The following is a 22,910-nucleotide window of genomic DNA, read 5'->3' on the forward strand; positions in this document are numbered from 1 at the left end:
GGTCATCGTACATATCTATCCAGCTCATATTTTGAAATACCTTAAGACGAAAAAATGAGCTGGATTGTTACAAGTTAGCACAAAATTTCGTTCTGGGGGGAGTTGTATTTTCTTAGCTTGATGGCAATGGGCTAGCACCAACAAAGCGTAAACTTCGTACGCTAAGAGATAATCGACTTCTTATTGTTAAGTTATCTGGAGCGCTCTTTCTCGTAATTTACCATGTTTCCCAAAGGAAATAGCAAAAGGTAAGGCTATGAACACATTTACAAAATGACGAGAAAAATGACAAAACTGTAAGAATGCACGAATGTTTGTAAGAAAGTTCGATGTTTTCCTTTTTCTTTTTTTATTATAGTGAAAAAAAGAAGGAGGAATTTGAAAATGTCTTTTTCTCAATTCAATATTGATATTTTTCGAGCAATTAATGATTTAGGTAAACAATATTCATTCCTAAATTCAGCCATGATATTTTTGGCAGAATATATGGTATATATTCTTGGTTTAATTATTATAGCTTATTGGTTTACCTGGTCTAGAAAAAGTAGGATGCTGGTTATTCAAGCGATGGTTGCTTTTGTGATTGCTGAGATGATTGGAAAAATAGCAGGGAAATTTCATTTGAATTATCAACCGTTTGCAGTATTGCCTGATGTGAATAAACTTGTCGACCATGCTGTAGATAATTCATTTCCTAGTGATCATACGATTCTCTTTTTTTCGATTTGTTTTTCATGTTCGCTTGTTCGTAAAAAGACTGGATGGTTATGGCTTATACTTGCATTTTGTGTAGCGATCTCTCGTATTTGGGTGGGGGTTCATTATCCTTTTGATGTTGTAATAGGGGCTTTAATAGGATGTGTTTCAGCATTATTTTCGTATTGGTTAGTACCGAAATGTTCTTTTATCAAGCAAATGCTTACTCTATATGAAAGAGTAGAGAAACATGTCTTACCATCCAAATACAAATCAAAGGGATTTTGAGTATACAAGTATAAAAGTTAACGTAAAAAGTGGGGGAAAATATTATTTGATAATGGAGGTCCGATTCTAAAACTAAATGGGATAACAGGGTTACTTGCATTAAAACTAAAATTAAAAATGCCTTAAAACACGATTAAGAGTGTGTATGTTGACTATTTTGATCCTCCACAATGGATGCTTCGTATGCCTGGAACATCAATTTCTCCTCTCAATATTTTTGAAGGAAGTTTTAGATATGCTGATGAATGGTACTTTCTCTCTTGTGAAAATAGAGTCCCTCTCGTAATGATTGAATTAAAAGGTCATGAAAAATATAAGTATGTCTTTTTTGAGATTGATGATCCTACCAAAGTAGCCGCAGATATTAGAAAACATATAAAAGATTTGTAAGTATTGAACTATCAATATATTACTGCCGCTAACGATAATTATGTAAATGAGCTGTCCAAATGGATGGCTTATTTTATTTTTTGCTTAGTGTAAGTTTTTTCAAAACATGCTGGCGATTCCCCATGCCCATCAAAGTAATATATACTCCTTTCTTTGTCTCCTAGGTTTTGAAATAAGGAGTCACTGTATCAAAAAAACAAAAAGGACTTGTAGGAATCCCTACAAGTCCTTTTTTAGTTAATGTAAAAAAGTTAAAACAAACTATCTCATAATTTGAATCGGAGCAAACACTCTAACTACGGGTTGCTCTTATTATATACTAAATATTAACATGAAGAAATTTGATATTTGAAAATTATGTGAATTAATAAAGTAAATTATGTATTAAGTTCTTTTACTCCTAAAAATACTAATTGTTCATTTACATAAAATACTTTTAATCAAAATTTATATCATAATAAATTATTGAAAATGTAATTATAGATTAATAGAGAAGAAGATAAGAATCATGGTAGACTTCCTGCACCAGTATACTAATACGGTTTTATTTATATATTTTTGTTATGTCGACCTAATAAAACTTACTTATGAAAATTATTATTAAAAATATATTTATAAAGGAGAATGTAGAAATAGGTGCACGTGAGTATCCTAATAATGTATTTACAGGTGTAAATAATAGTTGTAAATCTTGTGTATTTATATTATTATAAAATCAAGAATAACTGCATTTCTCGACGATAAAATATCCCATGTCAAATCCTGCTTAATAGTAGGATTCTTTTTTATGTATAAATTCATTTTTCACATGTTAACCGATCGAATATATTACTTATTGATTTTCACTTTAAATAGGGGCAGCACCACATCGCTATCAAGTTAACAAAAGTTAATACCCCAAAAATGAAAATCTTATCCTTTCATACGAATCCCAACATATTTTTGTTTTGTAAAACCATGCGATCTTTAATTTGCTGACAACGTGGATTAATACAAAATATAAATAGAAAAAATCCCTAACAATATCCCTAACAATATCCAAAACAATGGTTAGGGATTTTTTCTATTTATTAAAAGATTAACGGTTGACTTGCAAAGCAAGTTACCTGATTTTACTATAGATTTCTTAGGATTTTCTGACTCATTCACTTTTTTTGCTGCTTCTAAAAATGTAGCAACATAATCCAATAGAAACGAATTATTTACACTATCATAATAGGTTTATATATCTATACTAAACATTCAGTATATATATTCTCAATTCAATTGCTACTATACCTGTGTTAAGTTATTAGTGAAAAATAGATTTTAACAATTAATTAATATTACAAGACATAAGTAATTGCATCATTTTAGTAATATGGATACGAATAGAATGGAGGAATAATTTTGTATAAGGTATCACAATTTAATGTACCTTTCAAAAGAGATAATATTAATTTTCTATATAATAGCCATACAGGGGCGTTTGTTAAAATTTCTGATGAGTATACGGATACTATAAAAAAAATTAGCAAAAAAAACTATAATGAGATTCCTAATTTACATTTAGAAGAATTAACTAGGGCTGGTTTTATAGTAGAGAATTCTTTAGATGAATACGGCGTTTACCATTATTTAACTAATAAAAGCCGTTTTGGAAGTAAATATTTAGGTTTAACCATAGCAACTACATTACAATGTAATTTTCGATGTCCATATTGTTATGAGGATCATGTAGATGAATATATTGAGGGACAAAAAGAAGAAGATTTGAAAAACTTCATTCAAAATAACTTAAAAAATAAGACTGAATTTTCTGTTATATGGTATGGTGGTGAACCATTATTAAAAAAAGATCTTATAGATAGAATGTCAAAGTATATATTAGCAATATGTAAAGAAAAAAATATACAATATAGAGCTAAAATAGTTTCAAATGGATATTTACTTAATAGAAAAATTGCAGAACATTTAGTCCAAGAGAATAATGTTAAATATGTACAAATTACATTGGATGGTGGCCCAGAGACGCATGATGTGACTAGAATCTTAAGAAATAAGCAAGGTTCTTTCAATAAAATTTTAAATAATATTAAAGAAATACAAGACATTATACAAGTCGGAATTCGAGTAAATGTTTCAAAAGAAAACGTTGCAGATGTCTATAAGCTATTTCCAATCCTAATGAACCAAGGATTAAACAACAAAGTTTCCTTGTATTTTGCTCCAGTAGGGGCATACAATGACGTTTGTCAATCTATTAGTGAATCCTGTCTAGTAACAAGGGAATTTGCAAAATGGGAGACAGATTTGATTGAATATGCGGATAAGATTGGCTTCAATATGGGAAATCTTTATCCTAGAAATCGTGGTGGTTGGGTTTGTCAAGCTGTAGATAATAACTCTTTTGTTGTAGATGCCTATGGTGATTTATTTAAATGCTGGCATGAAGTTGGAAATAAAAAATTAAGAGTAGGAAATTTAGCAGAAGGCATTACTTCGTTACAAACCTTAACAAAATGGATGAATTGGGAATTGCCAAACAAATGCAAGACATGTAATATTATGCCTCTTTGTAAAGGAAGATGCCCAGAACTAAGTTTAGAAAAACAAGATTTTGAATGTGACCAATTAAAATATAATATCAAAGATAGATTATATAGATATTACATAAAAAATCCTATCGATAAACAAAAAGTACCGGAAACTGAGGTTATTAAACAATCTAGTTAATAAGAGAGTTGAAATATACTTTCAGTGAAAGGAGGTGAATATAATGGAGTACATTGTAAAGCCAATTACATTAAATCCTAAGGATAACAGTGATCGATTAGAGTGTGGTATTAAGTTTAATTAAAACTTAATGATAACAGAAATCGATAAGAGTAGGGTTTTAACAAAAGGATATGTCGTTTCCATCATATATGGTAAGATATATCCTTTTGTTTATTTGTCTTTTATTAGCTACATAGGGATGTGGTACAACCCTTTGTTAAAGTTTTTTTAGTAATTTAATTTGCATAAACATATTTATGTTCAAATAATATTATAGAGTATATAAAAAGACACTATACTATATATAGTATAGTGTCTTTTTATATGTTGACTAGTTCTGAAAGAAAATGTAGTGATTAATCATAATTTGTTGGATGCTTCTTGGTTAATTCCATTATAACATTATTATAGAAGAATTTAAATGCATTTATGCATATATATAATTTTATTATATTTTAGACACATCTGAATTTTTTCTTTCGATTACCAAAAATTCCAGTTTCTTTATTTTTATATCTATACTATAATTTAACTGCTAAATCGTAAAAAAGGAGTTCTAATAGATATGGAGATGAGAAACTTACAAAAATTAATTGAAGACAAGAAAGTAGAATTAATTAAACTAGTAGATAAATATGGATTTAGACATCAGCAGGTGCTAAGTTTAAGTCAAGATATAGATAAGTTAATAAATCAGATTATTTATATAAATCACAAATGTAAGTAGAACCCTACATTTATAATTGCAGTTTAATGAGGGTTACTTTGGAATATTTTGATTTAAAAGTAAAAAAGAGAATATTGAATTAGAGGAAACTTTTCATTTTGCACCAAAATATAAAAAATGTATGCTCTAGACCACGTGTGCAGAGGATATGCAGCAGAAATTATTATTAATTCTTATCGTGAAATGATTAATAGTTGAACTACTCACCACTTAACGTCCTAACGGACTGTTTGAAGTGGGAGATTCCTGCGAACACCGATGTATCCACCAGTTATCTTAGCAGGCTCTACCCGCAGTCCCTACGGTGAGAACATAAGTATCTTGTACGCTGACTCACCACACTACCTACTTTAGCTTGGTTTTCGCAATTTTGAGAAGCGTGGGGCGATAGAACGTTGAAGATTTTACGGTTGCAACGTTTTTCTGCAACCAACCTCATATCTTCAGTTTTCGAAGAGCAATCTGTACAAGTAAATGATAGCAAATATGTTGGCTTATGCCAACTGACATTCATCTCCCACCTAAAATTGGTGTGTCACACCTTCACATTTTTGAGGAAGGAGTCTTCTGTCGGAAAACGATAAATAATAATTAAACGTACAAATTAGAATTGATTAAATAATAAACAGGGTCTGATATCCATATATCAGATCCTGTTTCACTATATATAATTCTTTCACTGCCTCCTTTAGTTCTTTTTCAGCTTTAAAAGCAGGTGCCTTTGAAGCAGCGATTTGAATCTTTTCACCTCTTTGTGGGTTCGCCCTTTACGTGCAGATCTTTCATGAACTTCAAACATACCTGCTTGCTACTTCACGCTATTATGTAATCAATTAGAAGCCCAAACATATATTTCTATGAATTCAGAATGAACTAATCAACACTTTAATTATCGGGCTGTACAGTTTTTACAGAAACTTTTAGTGCATAGCATGTAAGAATAAAATCGTTCTTCTAGCACGATTTTAACTTTGCATACAAACAATTTTTAATGTATTTTTGTATTGAATTCTACACATTTTGAGTTTCAGGATAAATTCACTTTTACATGTTCATGTAGGACTAGGAAAATACTATGATACAACTTATGGTTCAAAGTACTGAAGTTCCTATATTTTACTATATTACTTGGGATGGACATTAAGGTTTTCATTAGTAAGTACATTAATAGTTTTTTGTTTTTCTACAGGTTTTCTACTTAATAAGATCACTACAATTATGATACATATGGCCCCAATGATTTGGAAAAATAAGAAAGGAATATGCAAAATAACTACAGATGAAACGATTGAAGAAAGTGGTTCAGTACAGCCTAATAAAGTAGTTTCCTTAGGCGAAATGTATCTAATACTGTCTAAAAATAGATAGAAAGCAATTAATGTTCCAAAAATAACTACAAAGGCAATAAGGTATAGTGTATTTAGATCAAGGTTCTCAATTGATTTTAAAAATATTATTTCTTTTTTAGAAAAATAATGAACTATTGTAACGCCTATTCCGCCAATAATCATACCCCAGCCAACTAAAACTGCGGAAGACCATTTATCTAATAAAGATTTAGAATAAAGAGTATAAAAAGCTAAAGATAATCCAGATAAAACTCCCCAAACAATTGCAGGGATTGATACAGTTAGGTTATTTATTGAACCATTTGTTAATAATAAGAAAGTACCCAAGGTTGCAAAAGTTATTGCTAAAACATCTATTTTAGTAGGCAAAGCTCTAAATTTGATAATCAGATAAAAAGTAATAAAAATCGGAGCTAAATATTGTAAAATTGTTGCGACTGCAGCATTCCCTTCACTAATAGATGCAAAATAAGTGTATTGTACCCCTAGCATACCAAAAATCCCAAAAATAATGAGTTTAGTAGCATCATATTTATTTTTCCAAATTGCAACAATCTCGAGTTTGTTTTTACTGAAAAGTGAAATAAATAACAATGTAACCCCAGAGATCAGTAAGCGGATTGTAACTAACCATTCCGTAGTAATACCATTACATTGGAATAGTTGTTGAGCGACGGTTCCCGATAGCCCCCATAAGCTAGCACCTATTATAACCATAATCATACCTTTAATACGATCCTTATTAACTTTATTCAAATAAAACACCTCCATTAAATTTCAGACAAGAATTTTAAATATATATTGAATGCAATATATTGCGTACTTTAAAAATGATGACTTTAAAATAGAAATCACTAGATATATTTATTGGATTTTAACATAATGAAAAATTGTTATATAAGTTAAATTTACTTATTAAATATAAAAGTACTCAATTGAATACTTTTACCGAAATAATTCTTCTTCATCAACCGTGTGAAGGGCGATAGAAAAGCGCTAGGCGGGAGATGAATTTCGGTTTGGCATAGTCAAAATTTTTTGATGAACTAGTTATATGAAGTTCTTTGATATCTTGGTATAGGAGGATGCAGGAAGAAAATCGAGCGTAAAAACCAAACCATTCGGTTCCTGCATAAAATATCAACCGTACCAAAAGAGCGTCCAGATGTTGGATATCTAGGGGTGGAACTGAGAAGCTCCACATCAAACTTTGCTAGGTGGTGAGTAGTTCACATAATTAATTATAAATTCTTCGAAGTTAATATATTTTGAACATCTTTCATTGGACGCAACCAGTTATTAGACATAGTATTTTCTAGTAATGATGAGTCACCATTTTCTAATGCTTTGATAATATTAGTGTGTTCATCTATAGATCGACTATCATGAATTACGTTTTGAAAGAAAATATACTCAAAACGCAGGGCATGAAGATGTAAGTTTTCTAAAAATGGTTCAATGTATGTATTCTTTGAAATTTCAACAATTAGGTTGTGGAATTTTAAATCTAGTGTTAATGCATTTCTAGTATCCATTTTCTCAATAGCTTGTTTAAATTCTGTATTTATTAACGTAAGTGCTTTAATATCAGATGTTTTAATATTATTAATAGCTTGTTTTCCCGCAAGGGTATGTATGCTTGCAATAGTTTCATAAATTAATGGTACATCTGCTACGTTGATTGGAGAAATTTTAGTTTTTTGTCCTGGAACCATTTCGACGAGTCCAGAAAGCTCTAGAACTTGAAGTGCTTCTCTTACGGGTGTTCTACTTACCCCTAAAGCTTGTGCTAGTTCAGTATCATTAATTTTCTCATTAGGTCTTAAAACACCTTCAATGATCCAATCTTGTAGTTGATTTAAAACAATAGTTTTTGCTGAAAATCTCGTTTGTTTATTAAAGTTTTTAGGTATAGGCAGGATAATACACTTCCTTTCTTTTTATAATGCCTAAAATTTCGAGTAAAACGGAAAAGTAAAAGGTATTAAAACTGTTTTTATTTAAGTTTTGTTTGTTGCCCATTAACCAGTGATAAGGTTCTTTTAATTGGTGGATTAAGTTGGGTTAATAATACGAAAACTCCAATTAGACAAAAAGCCCCTATTAATTCAGAAGCTGTATATGAAGTATTAAAAAATAATACGGAAATTAAAATTGCAGTCAATGGTTCAATACAGGAATATAAGCAAATATCTTTAGGAGTAATATAATTTGTACCTTTTACATAAAAAATTGATGTAAGAATAGTTCCAAAAACAATAATAAATAGTAATAATAAAGTGTGGATTGAGAGAGTTTTAACAGTAGAAAGCAGGATAAACTCACTTGTCGAAAGCTTATTTAAAATTAATAATGCAATGCCTCCAATTACCATCCCCCATCCTAATACTATACGTAATGACCATCTTTTACATAGATCATCTAATTGATTTATGTAAAATGCAAACGACATGCCAGATAATATTCCCCAAAGTATAGAAACATTTAGTTGGTAAATTGAGTTTTTTGTGAAGAAAAGATAAATTCCAATTATGAAAATTAAATATGAAAACAATTCTTTTTTATTAGGAGAATTAACATTTATCAGAATTAAGTATATACCTAAAAAGACCGGAGCTGAATAAAGTAGTAAAGTTGCAACGGCAACATTTCCCTCTTTAATTGATGAAAAATATGTATAGTGAGTGCCCAGTACACCAATTGTGCCAAACAGAATGATTTTATTAGCGTCTTGGACTGACTTCCAAATATTTAGTATATCAAGACGTCTATTGCCAAAGCACGAGATAAATAAAATTAGAATTCCAGATATCAATAATTTTACTACAACAATTGATACAACGGAGAGATTACTCTGGACAAAAATTTGTTGACCTAGAGCTCCAGAGGTACTTCCCAATAAAGCCCCTAGTACTATTAAACAAAAACCAGTTACTTTACAGTGTATATTTTTTTTCATTATATCCCTCCAAAAGAATTTATACAATATGCAATATATCACGTATTGTATAAATTCAGGTAATAAATATTGTTTTTTATTCTATTTATCAAGAAAAATGAAAGGGAATACAGATCTAATAATGAAAAATTCGAAAAATTATTGTTTTTAATAATTCTTTAGCTTACAATAAAGTTAAATTTAAATTATGTTAGATGGTGATCGAATGGATAGAGAGTATTCTATAGTTATAGAACATTCTCCTGCTTATGAACTTATTATCAGCTTGTACAACTATATAAATAATGACAAGATGAAGGAAGTTCATTTGAAAGGAAACTGGTTAGAAGAGACTAAATTACGGTTACCTGAAAGGTTTATCAATGAGTTACAAGATGAAAGATGGGAGGTATTACATCGGATAGTGTTATTAATTTCTCAATGTGAAAAAAAATCTTCCATTCCAGAATTTTTAAATTGGTTTGAAAATCTGTCAGCGGGAGAGATTTATGAAAGATTAGCTCCTTGGGTAGAATCTATATCTAATGACCTAAGTGTGATTAGGGATAGAAGTGTAGATATTTTATACAAATGGAACGAATATTATTTTAAAAGTATAGATCCTACCATTCATATGCAATTAAAACAGGATGCAATTTCTTTGAATGAAAAATTAAATGTTAGTAGACCGATAGATATTATAGAAACTGCTACTAATGGATTAAGAATTGAACAGCAGGATAACTTGAGAAAAGTTATTTTGGTACCACAATATCATTGTAGCCCTAATACCGTATTGGATTATTTTGATGGAATCGCTACATGCTTATATCCCATCAAAAAAAATTTCTATGAAGATGGAACAAGGGAGTTAGTTAAAGTTATGCAATGTTTAGGGGATGAGACTAGATTAAATATTTTAATATATTTATCCCGAGGTCCTCGTTCTTTAATTGAAATTCATAAACACATGAATTTAGCTAAGAGTACGGTGCATCACCACATTACAAAATTAAAACGTGAAGGAATTATAAGAAGTCATTTTATTGGAAGTTCTATTCCCGCATTTTATAGCTTGAGAAAAGAAGCTATTTCTAAAATTAATAATAAATTTTTGGCAATTTTTGAGGGGGGAGAAAATTTTCATGAATAAATTTAAAGCTTATATACGAGAATATCATCCAATTGTGCATGTATTAGTATTTGGTACTGTCTTAATTTCTTTAACAAGTTCAATGAGTATGCCATTTTTAGCAATCCATCTAAGTAACTCTTCAGAATTAAATTTTGCAACGATTGGATTCATTATTGGGATAGGCCCACTAGCGGGTACATTTTGTGGACTTTTAGGGGGTGTATTATCAGATTTTATAGGTAGAAAAAAATTAATGATTTTTTCTTTAATTGGATTAAGTATTGCCTTTTTGGGGTTTATTGCTACATTTAATCCGGTTTTATTAGTACTTTTTAGTATTATCAGGGGACTTTCAAATGCATTCTTTGGAACCATTTCAAAAGCTTTAATGGCTGATTTAACCCCAGATGAAAAAAGGTACAGAATGTTTGCGAATCGTTATCTGGCATTTAATTTAGGGTTATCAATTGGTCCAATGTTGGGAGCTTTCTTTGGAATTGGTGGTAGTACAATAGCATTTGTATTAACAGCATTTATTTATATTCTTTATGCAATAATACTATTTATTATGTTGAAAGTTACTAATTATAATGAGCAAAGGGATGTTTCTACGAAGGATGAAAAAGTTAGTATGTCTCTTATATGGAATGCAGTACGTAGTGACGTACCTTTAATGTTTTTTGTTATTGGTGGTATTTTATTAACAACAGTCCATGGGCAGATGTCAGTTACACTTTCGCAATATTTAAAAGAAAATATTTTAGATGGAATTAAATTATTTGCAATATTGATGAGTGTTAATGGGCTTACGGTGCTTATGATTCAGATACCACTAACCAGATGGGCAGAACGTTTTAGCTTATTTCAAAGAATTGCATTTGGCTGTATTTTGTTTGCTGTAGGAGAAGTAGGTTTTGCATTCTCAACATTGTGGGTTGCTTTCATAATTTCAATGTTTGTATTTACAGTAGGAGAGATATTAGTAATCCCGGCTGAATATGCTCAAGTTGATGAAATTACGCCATCTGGATTAAGAGGGACATATTATGGCGCGCAAAGTTTGGGGGAATTTGGGAATTTTGTAGGCCCATGGTTTGGTGGAATTCTTTTAGCAGTGTACGGTGGAACAACAATGTTCTTATTTATGGCTTTAATCTCACTTCTTGGTATTTATTTCTTTTACAGAGGAAAACAAATTTACAATAAAAAAGAAAAAAAAGATACACATTTAGGTCAGATAATGTAGAACTAATACCATAACCACATTGGTTATGGTATTTTTATTTTGATAATTCTGAATAATATTTATAAAAGTTCTCTTTTATTGAAAGTATTGTCAAAAAATTGAACTTAAGATAGCATGAGAAATACCAAATGGAGAAGGGAGAAGTTTAAAATTCAGATTATTCATTATGGTTAGTAATTTCAGTTTATTTTACAAAGAATACATAATTTTCCCTTTAGATTATTTATAAAGGTAGGTGCTTTATATACAACACAAGCCACAAAAAAATAATAGGACAAAGATCGCTAGAGTTTATAAACCTTTTCCAAAAATTAAAAAAGCTATGAATTTAGGAAAGGTTATTTTTTATGGATCAATTAGAGCGTGTAATCAAAATGTTTATCGGAAATTACGAGAGCATTTCATTTCTTTGGAAAAGGAATATGTTATTTCAGGACTTAGTGAAGAAGTAATTATTTATAAGGATAATAGAGGGATTCCACACATTGAGGCCAGAAACTTTAATGATGTATATAAAGCACAAGGTTTTATAACTACTACAGATAGATTATGGCAAATGGATATGAGTAGACGTTTAGTAAATGGAAGATTATCTGAGATATTAGGTCCAGATTTAATAAACAATGATAAACTTTTTCGTTCATTTTCACTATTTAGATCTGCTCAAAAATCTATTAGTCTTTATTCAGAAGAAACCTTGGAATGGATGCAAAGTTATTGTGATGGAGTAAATACGTATATAGAACAAGCAAAAAAACTGAATAGATTACCAGTAGAATTTACAATTTTAGATTACGAACCTGAACCTTGGTCAATTCTAGATATGTTAAGTATAGGGAGATTATTATCCTATAGTTTAAGTCATAATTTTACAAATGAAATTTTTCGATTTGAATTGCAAAAGAAAATTGATGATGAATTATTTGAGGAAATAAAACCAAATTACCCTTCGGATGGACCCATTACTATTCCTGATTATATGATGGGTGAGAATGTAAAGATAAAACAACAAACATCAGAAAAAACAATAAATAATTTAGATTTCTTTTCTGATCATTTAGCAGATTTGTTGAATTTATCAAGCGAAGTAACTAAGGGTTCAAATGGATGGGTTATATCTGGTAAGCATACAAAATCAGGTAAACCAATACTGGCCAATGACCCACATATTGAAATGCAAGCACCATCTACTTGGTATCAAACGCATTTAAAAGTAAACAATGAAACAGAAAATATGGATGTAATAGGTGTAACATTACCTGGTGTATGTGGGATCATACTTGGCCATAATGACAAAATTGCATGGGGAGTAACAAATAATCGTGCAGATGTCCAAGATTTGTTTATAGAAAAAAGAAATCCTAGTAATCCTAATCAATTTCAATATAAAGGGAAATGGGAAGAGGCTGAAGTTATAGAAGAAGTAATTAAAGTTAAGGGCCAAGCAGATGTTGCGTTTCCGGTTGTTGTTACACGACATGGACCTATTATTTCAGATGTTATTGGTAATAATCAACAAATAAAGTTAAAGGAAAATCTAGCCTTACAATGGAATGCAAATTATCCTACATGTGATTTAGAAGCTCTATTAGATATTAATCGTTCGAAAAATTGGGAAGAATTCCGTAATTCTTTGCGTAAATATAGCACACCGGTTTTAAATTTTTTATTTGCTTCAGAAGATGGAACCATTGCCTATCGAGTAGGTGGTAAAATACCGATACGTAATAAAGGGAATGGTTTATTACCGGTACCAGGATGCGATGATGAATTTGAATGGAAAGGATTTATACCTTTTGAAGAATTACCGGAGGTAGTCAATCCTAAACAGGGGTTTATTGTTTCAGCAAACAATAAGGTTATAGGTGATCATTATCCATATATGATTGCAAGTTCATGGGATGCCCCATATCGTGCAAAAAGAATTAACCAGATGTTAAGAAAAAGTATAGCTGAAAATACACCTTTAGTAATTGAAGATGTAAAAATAATGCAAGATGATACGTTAAATTTACAAGCAGTACAGCTATTAAATATTCTTTTACCGGTATTGTATTCTGTTAAACATAACAAATTAGAAACGGAATGTATTAGAATCTTGCAAAAATGGGATTGTAAAGATACCTCATATAATGCAGCGCCATTAATTTATCATTTTTGGTGGTGGGAAATTTGTTGTACCCTTTTTAAAGAAAAAATGGGAACGTTTTTATTTGAGAAAATGGTTGATCGGATGAATATAACTGACGAGCTTATACGCAAGGCGGCGCAAGGAAATGATAGTACGTGGTTTAATAATGCTGGCGGGTTTGAGAAAGTGATTATAGAAAGCTTTAAAAAATCTATTATTACTATAATAGATTTACAGGGAAATAACCCTTATGAATGGAAGTGGGGAGAGTTCCATCATTTTATTACTAAACACCCGTTTGGTAAGAAGAATAAATTTATAGGGAATTTAATAAATCCCCAGGGAAAAATTCCTATTGGAGGTAGCTATGTGACGGTAGCATTAGCATCGTATGATAGGAAAACTGGTCATATTCTTGATGGTGCACCATGGAGAATGGTTGTAGATTTGAAAGATTGTCTGGGAATGGATATTAATGCACCAGGGCAATCTGGTAATTTTTTAAGTCATTGGTATGACGATCAATCTTTACTATATGTGAATCAACAATTAGAAATTCAGAAGTTCAAACCAGAACAATATAGGAATTCCAAAATGAAAGTGAAACTTAAACCGAGTAAAACAATGTGAAAGGTGGGGTAATTGTGGAATTATTTCAAAATACGTTACTTTTAGAAATGACATCACTTGTAGAATTATTGCAATATCGTGCTAAAGAACAAGGTGATGTAACTGCATTTCAATTTTTAAGAGATGGTGAAGAGGATAAAATCTCATTAACTTATGGCCAATTAGATTTGAAAGCGAGAGCTATAGGAGCATGGTTACAGGATAGAGGGGCAAAAAATGAAAGAGTCTTATTACTATATCCACCTGGAATCGACTATCTAGCTGCCTTTTTTGGATGTTTATATGCAGGCGCTATTGCGGTACCAGCATATCCTCCATCTTCAAATAGGTTAATGCCACGTTTGAAAGTAATTTTAGAAGATGCAGAGGCAAAATATATATTGACACAGACAAAAGTTAGCGCGCGTATGAGAAAATCTGAGTACTTTAATAATTGTGCAATAGAGTATTTGAATACAGATGAAGTTCCTGTAGGTTGCGAGGAATATTGGGTATTTCCAGAGATAGATAGAAATACAATTGCGTTTCTACAATATACATCGGGTTCTACATCTACACCAAAAGGTGTAATGGTAACTCACGGGAATATACTGCACAATTCAAAATTAATTCAGCAGTCATTTAAGACCACTGAAGACGATATTGGGGTAATATGGTTGCCTCCATATCATGATATGGGATTAATTGGGGGATTGCTTCAGCCATTAGCTGTAGGGTTTCCAGTAATATTTATGTCACCAATTGATTTTATGCAGCGACCATTACGCTGGTTAGAAGCAATATCGAAGTATAAAGCTACTGTAAGTGGAGGGCCAAACTTTGCTTTTGAACTGTTAATTGAAAAGACAACACCGGAGCAAAGAGCTGAGTTGGATTTGAGTAATTGGAGACTAGCATTTAACGGTGCAGAACCTGTTCGTGCTGAAGTTATTGAAGAGTTTTCAAAAGTATTTAGTGTATCTGGTTTTCGAAAAGAAGCCTTTTATCCTTGCTATGGGTTAGCTGAAAATACATTACTGGTTTCTGGTGCAAAAAGTAAAAGTCAGCCTGTAATAAATTCTTTTTCAATTGATGATATGAAAAAGAATTTAGTTTCCATTTTAAGTAAAGATGGGAAGGTACGTAATCTTGTAAGCAGTGGGATTATAGCAGAAGAACAAGAGATTTGTATAGTTAATCCAGATACTGGTCAAGAATGTTCTAGTAATGAAATCGGTGAAATTTGGATTAAAGGTGAGAGTGTAGCAACAGGTTATTGGGGTCGAGAAGAACAAACAATTGATACATTCCAAGCTTTTCTGCCTAATAAAAAAGGACCATTCTTACGTTCTGGGGATTTAGGTTTTTTATATGATGGAGAGTTATATATTACAGGGCGTATAAAAGATTTAATTATTATTCGAGGCAGAAATTATTACCCACAAGATATCGAATTAATAGTAGAGAACAGTCATGAAAGTTTAAGGAAAAATGCAACCGCTGCGTTTTCTGTTATAGAAGAAGGTGAAGAACGGTTAATTGTGGCACAAGAAATTAGTCGCCAATACCGTAATGTTAATGTTCAAGAGGTTGCTAGTGCAATTAGACAAGCAGTAACTGCGGAGCACGGAATACAAGTACACTCAGTATTGCTTCTACAGTTTGGAAGTATACCTAAAACATCTAGTGGAAAGATCCAAAGACACGCTTGTCGCAACGGATATTTAAACGAAGAACTTAAATTAATTGGGGAAGATGTTGTACAAAAAACAAGTGGGTTAGATATAGAATTTGAAATTGAAGAAATTCTTTTTAATAGACAAGAGCTAGTAAAGTTAACTCAAGAAGAAAGGCAAATTAAATTAGAAAAATACTTACTTCAGAAAGTAGGTGTATCTTTAAAGATACCTGTTACTAATATTAGTGTAAATCAGTCACTAAATAGTTTAGGTTTAGATTCAATAACAGCAATACAATTACAGAGTCATATAGAGACGGATTTAGAAATTGTACTAGAACCAACTTTTTTATTAGAAGGTCCGAGTATATTACAAATAGCACAAGAGATGAATAATCAATTGTATAGAGAAAAATATTTGACTACTAAACTAGAAATTGATCAGATAAAAAGTGGAGAAATACCGATGTCTCGTGGACAACAAGGATTATGGTTTTTATATAAATTAGCTCCAAATAGCTCTGCTTATAATGTATCACGTGCTTTTAATATTGAAGGAAAGCTAGATATAACATCCCTACAGAAGAGTTTTCAAGAATTAGTTAATAGGCATTGTATATTAAGGTCATCTTTTTATGAATATGAGGGTGAATTGATTCAAAATATAGCAAAGCAAAAGGAAGTATCTTTTCAATTAATAGATGTAAGTGATTGGAAATCTGAAAAGTTGAATGAGTTTTTGAATGTTGAATCTATTCGTAATTTCACTTTAGAACAAGGTGATATTATGCGTGTATATGTTCTTAAACGTAATGAATCCCAATATGTAATGTTGTGGTCTTTCCATCATATCGTAATTGATTATTGGTCAATAGATGTTTTATTTAATGAGTTGAAGACATTATATACAAGAATAAAAGTAGGAGATGTAAGTACATTAAGAACTAATGATTATGATTATAGCTCATATGTAAATTGGCAGAATGCAATGCTTAATAGTTCAGAAGGTGCAAGTAAATTGAAATATTGGGAAGAGGAACTATCGGGTGATTTACCAATTTTAAACTTACCAATTGATTATAAACGTCCACCAGTACTCTCGAATAGAGGAGCAAACTTAAGGTTACGTTTAAATAAATCCATACAAAACAAACTAAAAGAAATTTCTAAAAATAGAGGAGTAACATTATATAATACGTTACTTTCAGCATATAGTGTTTTAATGTATCGCTATACAAATCAAGATGATATTATCATTGGTTCTTATATGGCAGGGCGAGTTAAGAAAGAGTTTGCTAATTTAGTAGGATATTTAACTAATGCTGTTCCAATACGATTAAACCTATCAGGAAATCCAACATTTAATGAAATGATCGAGCGAACAAATCATAAAGTAATTGGAGCTTATCGTAATCAGGATTATCCTTTTGAATCATTAATAAAAAACTTAAAAATTGATAGAGATTCAAGCAGATCGCCGGTTTTTCAAACTGCTTTCGTAATGCAAAATGTGGGTATTTATAATAAAACTCTCGCCCCTTTCACTGTAGGGTGTGAAACTACAAAGATTGATTTCGATAACGCTAGTTTAAGCTTATTTCCAATTGAGGATAATTCATCGTTATTTGATATCACTACAACAGTTGCAGAATCTGATGAGGGGTTAATTATTAATTTTCAGTATAATACAGAGCTGTTTAAAGAATTTACCGTAAAACGTATGATAAATCATTTTGAAATATTAATAGACAGTATAATAAAAAACCCAGATAATTCTATAAATTTAATACCTATTTTAACTGAGAAAGAGCTACTACAGTTAAATGATTGGAGCAAGAAAAGAGTAGAGTATTCTACAAATCTATCTATACCACAACTGTTCGAGAAGCAAGTTAACTTACATGGTAATGCTATTGCTGTAAGATATATGAACCAAAGTTTAACTTATGAAGAGTTAAATAAACGTGCAAATCAATTAGCAAGATATTTAACAAATTTGGGAGTAGGACCTGAAGTAATGGTTGGTATCGCCATGGAACGTTCTATAGATTTAATTGTGGGTATTCTAGGTGTTTTAAAAGCAGGCGGAGCATATATTCCACTTGATCCACATGCACCTGCTGGACGAATCCAGTATATGTTAGAAGACTCAAATGTACCAATTGTTCTTACACAAAAAGATTTAGTTAATAATGTACAAAATGACCTAACAAAGATTGTTTGTTTGGATACAAATTGGCAAGAGATTAGAGAAATGGAAGATACCAATCTAATTTCAGGCATTACAGAAGATAACTTAGCTTATGTTATTTATACATCTGGCTCTACTGGTAACCCTAAGGGTGTTTTAATACCGCATAAGAACGTGGTTCGATTGTTTAAAGCAACGGATAACCATTTTAATTTTAATGAAAAGGACATATGGACGATGTTCCATTCATATGCATTTGATTTTTCTGTATGGGAAATTTGGGGGGCGTTATTATATGGAGGAAAACTCATTGTTGTTCCATATTATGTGAGTCGTGATCCAGAGCAATTTTATGAATTGTTAATTAAAGAAAAAGTAACAGTTTTAAATCAGACACCATCAGCATTCCGTCAATTGATACACGTAGATGAGAAAGTAAATATGCCACATGAATTAAATTTACGATACGTAATTTTTGGTGGAGAAGCTTTAGAAATTCAGAGTCTAGGTGGTTGGTTTGAGAGACATGGAGACGCAAACCCCCAATTAATAAATATGTATGGAATTACAGAGACAACAGTTCATGTCACATATCGAGCTTTATCAAAGGCTGATTTAGATAGTCAAGCAAGTGTAATTGGTACAGCTATTCCCGATCTTCAGGTATATATATTAAATCAAGACTTGCAGCATGTACCTATTGGAGTAATTGGAGAAATGTATATAGGTGGAGCGGGGGTTGCACGAGGATATTTAAATAAACAAGAGTTAACTGAAGAACGCTTTATAAAAATTCCATCTTTAGAGCAAGCAGGACTAGTATACAAATCAGGCGATTTAGCACGTTATTTACCAAATGGAGATATTGAGTACTTAGGGCGTATTGATGATCAAGTAAAAATTCGTGGATTTAGAATTGAACTAGGTGAGATTGAGGCTATTCTTAATCAATACTCGAAAGTTCGTGAAGGTATAGTGTTAGTTCGTGAAGATGCTCCTGGTGATAAAAAACTAATAGCTTACATTGTTGGAGATAATTTGATGCCTACTGCAATTGGTGAGCTAAGAAATTATATGACAGGACAGCTACCAGATTATATGGTACCAAGTGCTTTTGTATTATTGGATAAATTTCCATTAACAATTAACGGAAAAGTGGACAAAAAGGCATTGCCTGCTCCAGACATGTTTGCAGTTGAAAGAGCGAAATATATTGAACCTGAAACACAAATAGAGAAAATTTTAGCTGATACTTGGGAAGAAGTACTGGGTATACAAGAGATAGGAATAGATGATAATTTCTTTTTAATTGGTGGTGACTCTATTAGAAGTATTAAAATATGTTCGCTTGCAAAAGAAAGAGGACTAAATATTTCTTTAGAACAAATCTTTAAATATCAAACAATAAGAGATTTATCTAAAGTAGTAGATATGCAGAACAGCATAGAAGATAAGGGTGTAATAGTCCTACCATTTTCGTTAATCTCAGAAGAAGATAGAAGGAAAATTCCTAATGGAATTGAAGATGCATATCCTATTCCGGCAATACAAATGACAGTTTATTATCACAGTGAAGTTAATGAGGGGTATAGATCTTATCTAGAAACGTATCGTTTACGTGCTGATTTTAATGAAGAGATTTTTAACGAAGCAATTAATCGATTAGTAAAAAGACATGAAATTTTTAGAACTTCATTTGATATTTCTAGTTATAGTAAACCACTACAATTAGTTCATGAGAATACAGATTTAAAATTAAATGTCCAAGACCTTCGTCATATGAATGAAGAAGAACAAGAAAAGTATTTAAAAGATTTTGTGAGTAAAGAGGAGCACACAAAATTTGATTGGTCTAAACCAGGGTTATTTCGTTTTCATGTTCACTTATTATCTGATGAAATCTTTCAATTTACAATGTGTGAGCCTATACTGGATGGTTGGAGTGTTGCATCGACGGTTACGGAACTGCTAACCAATTATAGGGATTTGACAGAAAACCCTAACACATTAGAATCTAAAAAATTAAATGCTAAATTCAATCGCTATGTACAATTAGAACAACAGACAAAAGAATCGAAAGAAGCCAATGAATTCTGGGAGAGCAAACTACAGGATGTATCGACTATGCAGGTACCGCGTTGGTTAAAAACGCCTGCTTCGAAAGTAATTGAAAACAATAGATTGATGCTTACAATTTCGCAGCAAGTTTCTGAAGGACTAATACGCCTTTCTAGAAAAGTATCGGTACCTCTTAAAGATGTAGTATTAGCAGCACATTTAAAAGTGGTTAGCTTACTTACTGGTCAAACTGATGTTGTTACAGGGGTAGTAGCCGGTGGAAGGCCAGAGGAACCAGATGCAGAAAAAGTACTTGGTTCGATGATAAATACGATGCCGTTTCGTTTAGATATTGGTAACTGTTCTTGGGAAGAGTTGGTTTGTAAAACTTTTGATGCAGAGAGGGAAGCTCATCCGTATCGTCGCTATCCATTAGTAGATTTACAAAGAAAGTATAGTGGCGGAAAACGTATGTTTGAAACTATTTTTAACTATACTCATTTCCATGCTTATCAAGATATCGGAAAAAAAGCTGGTATTGAAATATTGAATGGAGAGCATCGTGAATCAGCTTATGTACCACTTACAGTACAATTTTCTATTGATCCTCAAACATCTCAGTTGATGTGTGTATTAGACTATTATCCAGAAGATATAACTGAGGAACAAATTAATTATATATCAGGTTATTATGTAAAAACTTTAGAATTAATAGCTCAAGGTTCCTCAGCTAATCATCATGAAACTTGTTTATTATCAAATGAAGAAATCGATCAAGTAACTTTAAAAAATGATGATGAGGAAGACTTTAGCATTGATGAGTGTTTCCATATCCTTTTTGATAAGCAAGTGAAGAAAACACCAGATAATAAAGCAATAGTATTTCAAAATCAGGTAATTACTTATCAAGAGCTTCAAAAACGTTCTAATTGCTTGGCTAATTATTTGAAGTCCATTGATGTTAAACCAGGTATGTTTGTTGGTTACTTTGGAGAAAGAAATATAGATTGGGCTATAACAGTGATTGGTATTTTTAAAGCTGGTGCAGTTTATATACCTCTAGACCCTAAATATCCTGAAAGTCGTATTGAGTATTTGATTGAACATTCAGGTATGGATGTATTACTAACATATGAAAAATTTACTAATAGAATACCAAAAGATAAATTAAAAATAGTTTCCTTAGATAGTAGTAGGGAGCAAATTGAAAGTCAAAATGTATTATATCAACATAATGAAGTGGCATTAAATGATTTAGCATATGTCATTTATACCTCAGGTTCTACAGGACTTCCTAAAGGTGTAATGGTGGAGCATAAAGGTATGATTAATCATTTATTTGCAAAAATAGATGTAATCGATATTAAAGAATCAGATATAGTAGCACAAAATGCTACTCAATGTTTTGATGTATCAGTTTGGCAATTACTATCCGCATTATTAGTTGGCGGACAGACATATATATTACCTGATGAAGCTGAACTTGACCCAGAAGTGCAACTGAATGAAATGGAAAAAGCGAATTTAACAGTATTTGAAACTGTACCTACGGTACTTCAATCAACCTTAGAAAGAATTTCTTTAAATGAAGAAAAAAGACCGAGCTTTAGTTCCTTAAGATGGGTAGTGTTAAATGGGGAAACTTTACCACCTGAACTTTGCCGTCAATGGTTTAAGTATTATCCGGATATTCCGATGATTAATGCTTGTGGAGCAACGGAGAGTTCAGATGATGTTAATCATCAATATATCTTAGAGCCGCCAGCTTTAGAAGAAAACTTTATATCAATAGGAAAGGTAATTCCGAATTGTACGGTATATATTTTAGATCAATATATGAATCCAGTACCTATAGGAGTGCCTGGAGAATTATGTTATGGTGGCGTTTGCGTAGGCCGTGGTTATCTTAATGATAAAGAAAAAACTGAAAAATCTTTTAGGAAAAATCCATTTAGTCATGATAAAAATGAACGACTATATAAGACTGGAGATTTAGTTCGTCTGCGTAATGATGGTGCAATCGAGTTTTTAGGACGCATAGATTATCAAGTGAAAATTCGTGGTTTCCGAATTGAGTTAGGCGAAGTAGAGGCAATATTAAGTAAACATCCAGATGTTATACAAGTCGTTGCTTTAGCGCATATGGATTCTTCAGGAAATAAAAGATTAATAGCTTATTTAACACTTGAAAAGAATTCAAATTTAACAACAAAAGAATTACGTAATTATATGAAGGAACAAGTTCCAAATCATATGATTCCTTCTTTCTTTGTCTTTTTAGATGAATTTCCAATTGCTTCAACTGGAAAATTAGATAGAAAAAAACTACCTGATCCTATATTTAATCTTAATGAGGATAACTTTGTTGAACCTAAAACAGATTTAGACAAAAAAATTGCAAAGATTTGGGGAAATGTACTTGGATATCAATCGGTTAGTATGAGAGATGATTTTTTTGAAAATGGAGGAGAATCTTTAATTGCAACAAGATTGATTTCTTTAATTAGAAAAGAATTTCAAATAGATATGTCGTTACGTACTCTTTTTGAGGTAACAACTGTAGAAGGGTTAGTTTTAGCTGTTAAATCTGAATTAGATTTAAAACAGAATCAGGAAATTCAAGATTTAATTAGTGATCTTCAAGGACTATCCGAAGAGGAAATAAATTTAATTTTAAAAGATGGTCAATAATAAGTTGTAAATAATGAGGTAGGTGG

Annotated in this window: 10 protein-coding genes and 2 pseudogenes; 8 read left to right on the forward strand and 4 right to left on the reverse strand. The window is 31.3% G+C overall.

The annotated features are described in order from the left end of the window. Window positions 1-384 precede the first annotated feature (384 nt). From DN407_RS27850 to DN407_RS27865, 4 genes and pseudogenes are all read left to right on the forward strand, one after another. Entirely contained in the window at window positions 385-984 is a 600-nt protein-coding gene (locus DN407_RS27850) for an undecaprenyl-diphosphatase (protein ID WP_149216854.1), read from the forward strand. Window positions 985-1,023: 39 nt separating this feature from the next. Further along, a pseudogene (locus tag DN407_RS27855) lies at window positions 1,024-1,374 on the forward strand (hypothetical protein). 1,389 nt (window positions 1,375-2,763) lie between these two features. Then, window positions 2,764-4,089 (forward strand): radical SAM/SPASM domain-containing protein, encoded by a 1,326-nt coding sequence (locus DN407_RS27860; RefSeq protein ID WP_149216855.1) that lies wholly within the window; start codon window positions 2,764-2,766, stop codon window positions 4,087-4,089. 607 nt (window positions 4,090-4,696) lie between these two features. After that, entirely contained in the window at window positions 4,697-4,858 is a 162-nt protein-coding gene (locus DN407_RS27865; protein ID WP_098519096.1) for an aspartyl-phosphate phosphatase Spo0E family protein, read from the forward strand. Window positions 4,859-5,532: 674 nt separating this feature from the next. Here the strand turns inward: DN407_RS27865 and DN407_RS27875 are convergent. The 4 genes and pseudogenes from DN407_RS27875 to DN407_RS27895 all read right to left on the reverse strand — a co-directional run. Continuing rightward, window positions 5,533-5,660: pseudogene (locus DN407_RS27875) on the reverse strand (HU family DNA-binding protein); the annotation flags it as partial. 322 nt (window positions 5,661-5,982) lie between these two features. Then, window positions 5,983-6,978, reverse strand: coding sequence for a DMT family transporter (locus tag DN407_RS27880; RefSeq protein ID WP_149216856.1), 996 nt, complete (start codon window positions 6,976-6,978; stop codon window positions 5,983-5,985). Window positions 6,979-7,448: 470 nt separating this feature from the next. Next, on the reverse strand, window positions 7,449-8,126 hold the full coding sequence (locus DN407_RS27890; protein WP_149216857.1) for a GntR family transcriptional regulator: 678 nt from the start codon (window positions 8,124-8,126) through the stop codon (window positions 7,449-7,451). A gap of 77 nt (window positions 8,127-8,203) precedes the next feature. Beyond that, window positions 8,204-9,166: a DMT family transporter gene (locus DN407_RS27895; protein WP_149216858.1), complete on the reverse strand. Its 963-nt coding sequence runs from the start codon at window positions 9,164-9,166 to the stop codon at window positions 8,204-8,206. A 205-nt stretch (window positions 9,167-9,371) separates the two neighbouring features. On the opposite strand from DN407_RS27895, the gene DN407_RS27900 reads away from it, so the two are divergent. From DN407_RS27900 to DN407_RS27915, 4 genes are all read left to right on the forward strand, one after another. Further along, window positions 9,372-10,298: an ArsR/SmtB family transcription factor gene (locus DN407_RS27900; RefSeq protein WP_255446541.1), complete on the forward strand. Its 927-nt coding sequence runs from the start codon at window positions 9,372-9,374 to the stop codon at window positions 10,296-10,298. Then, window positions 10,291-11,526 (forward strand): MDR family MFS transporter, encoded by a 1,236-nt coding sequence (locus DN407_RS27905; protein WP_149216860.1) that lies wholly within the window; start codon window positions 10,291-10,293, stop codon window positions 11,524-11,526. The genes DN407_RS27900 and DN407_RS27905 overlap by 8 nt, the downstream gene beginning before the upstream one ends. Before the next feature lie 235 nt (window positions 11,527-11,761). Further along, window positions 11,762-14,287 (forward strand): penicillin acylase family protein, encoded by a 2,526-nt coding sequence (locus DN407_RS27910; RefSeq protein ID WP_149216861.1) that lies wholly within the window; start codon window positions 11,762-11,764, stop codon window positions 14,285-14,287. Further along, window positions 14,284-22,884, forward strand: a complete 8,601-nt coding sequence (locus tag DN407_RS27915) for a non-ribosomal peptide synthetase (RefSeq protein ID WP_149216862.1) — start codon at window positions 14,284-14,286, stop codon at window positions 22,882-22,884. Before DN407_RS27910 ends, DN407_RS27915 begins: the two co-directional genes overlap by 4 nt. The last annotated feature ends 26 nt before the right edge of the window (window positions 22,885-22,910 follow it).

This window comes from Bacillus sp. JAS24-2 (assembly GCF_008274905.1).
GTDB lineage: Bacteria > Bacillota > Bacilli > Bacillales > Bacillaceae_G > Bacillus_A > Bacillus_A cereus.

Bases quoted from the DNA above. Each gene is read 5' to 3' on its own strand.
- DN407_RS27895 (WP_149216858.1), bottom strand. From the start codon at position 9,166: ATGAAAAAAAATATACACTGTAAAGTAACTGGTTTTTGTTTAATAGTA.
- DN407_RS27900 (WP_255446541.1), top strand. From the start codon at position 9,372: ATGGATAGAGAGTATTCTATAGTTATAGAACATTCTCCTGCTTATGAA.
- DN407_RS27865 (WP_098519096.1), top strand. From the start codon at position 4,697: ATGGAGATGAGAAACTTACAAAAATTAATTGAAGACAAGAAAGTAGAA.
- DN407_RS27880 (WP_149216856.1), bottom strand. From the start codon at position 6,978: ATGGAGGTGTTTTATTTGAATAAAGTTAATAAGGATCGTATTAAAGGT.
- DN407_RS27850 (WP_149216854.1), top strand. From the start codon at position 385: ATGTCTTTTTCTCAATTCAATATTGATATTTTTCGAGCAATTAATGAT.
- DN407_RS27905 (WP_149216860.1), top strand. From the start codon at position 10,291: ATGAATAAATTTAAAGCTTATATACGAGAATATCATCCAATTGTGCAT.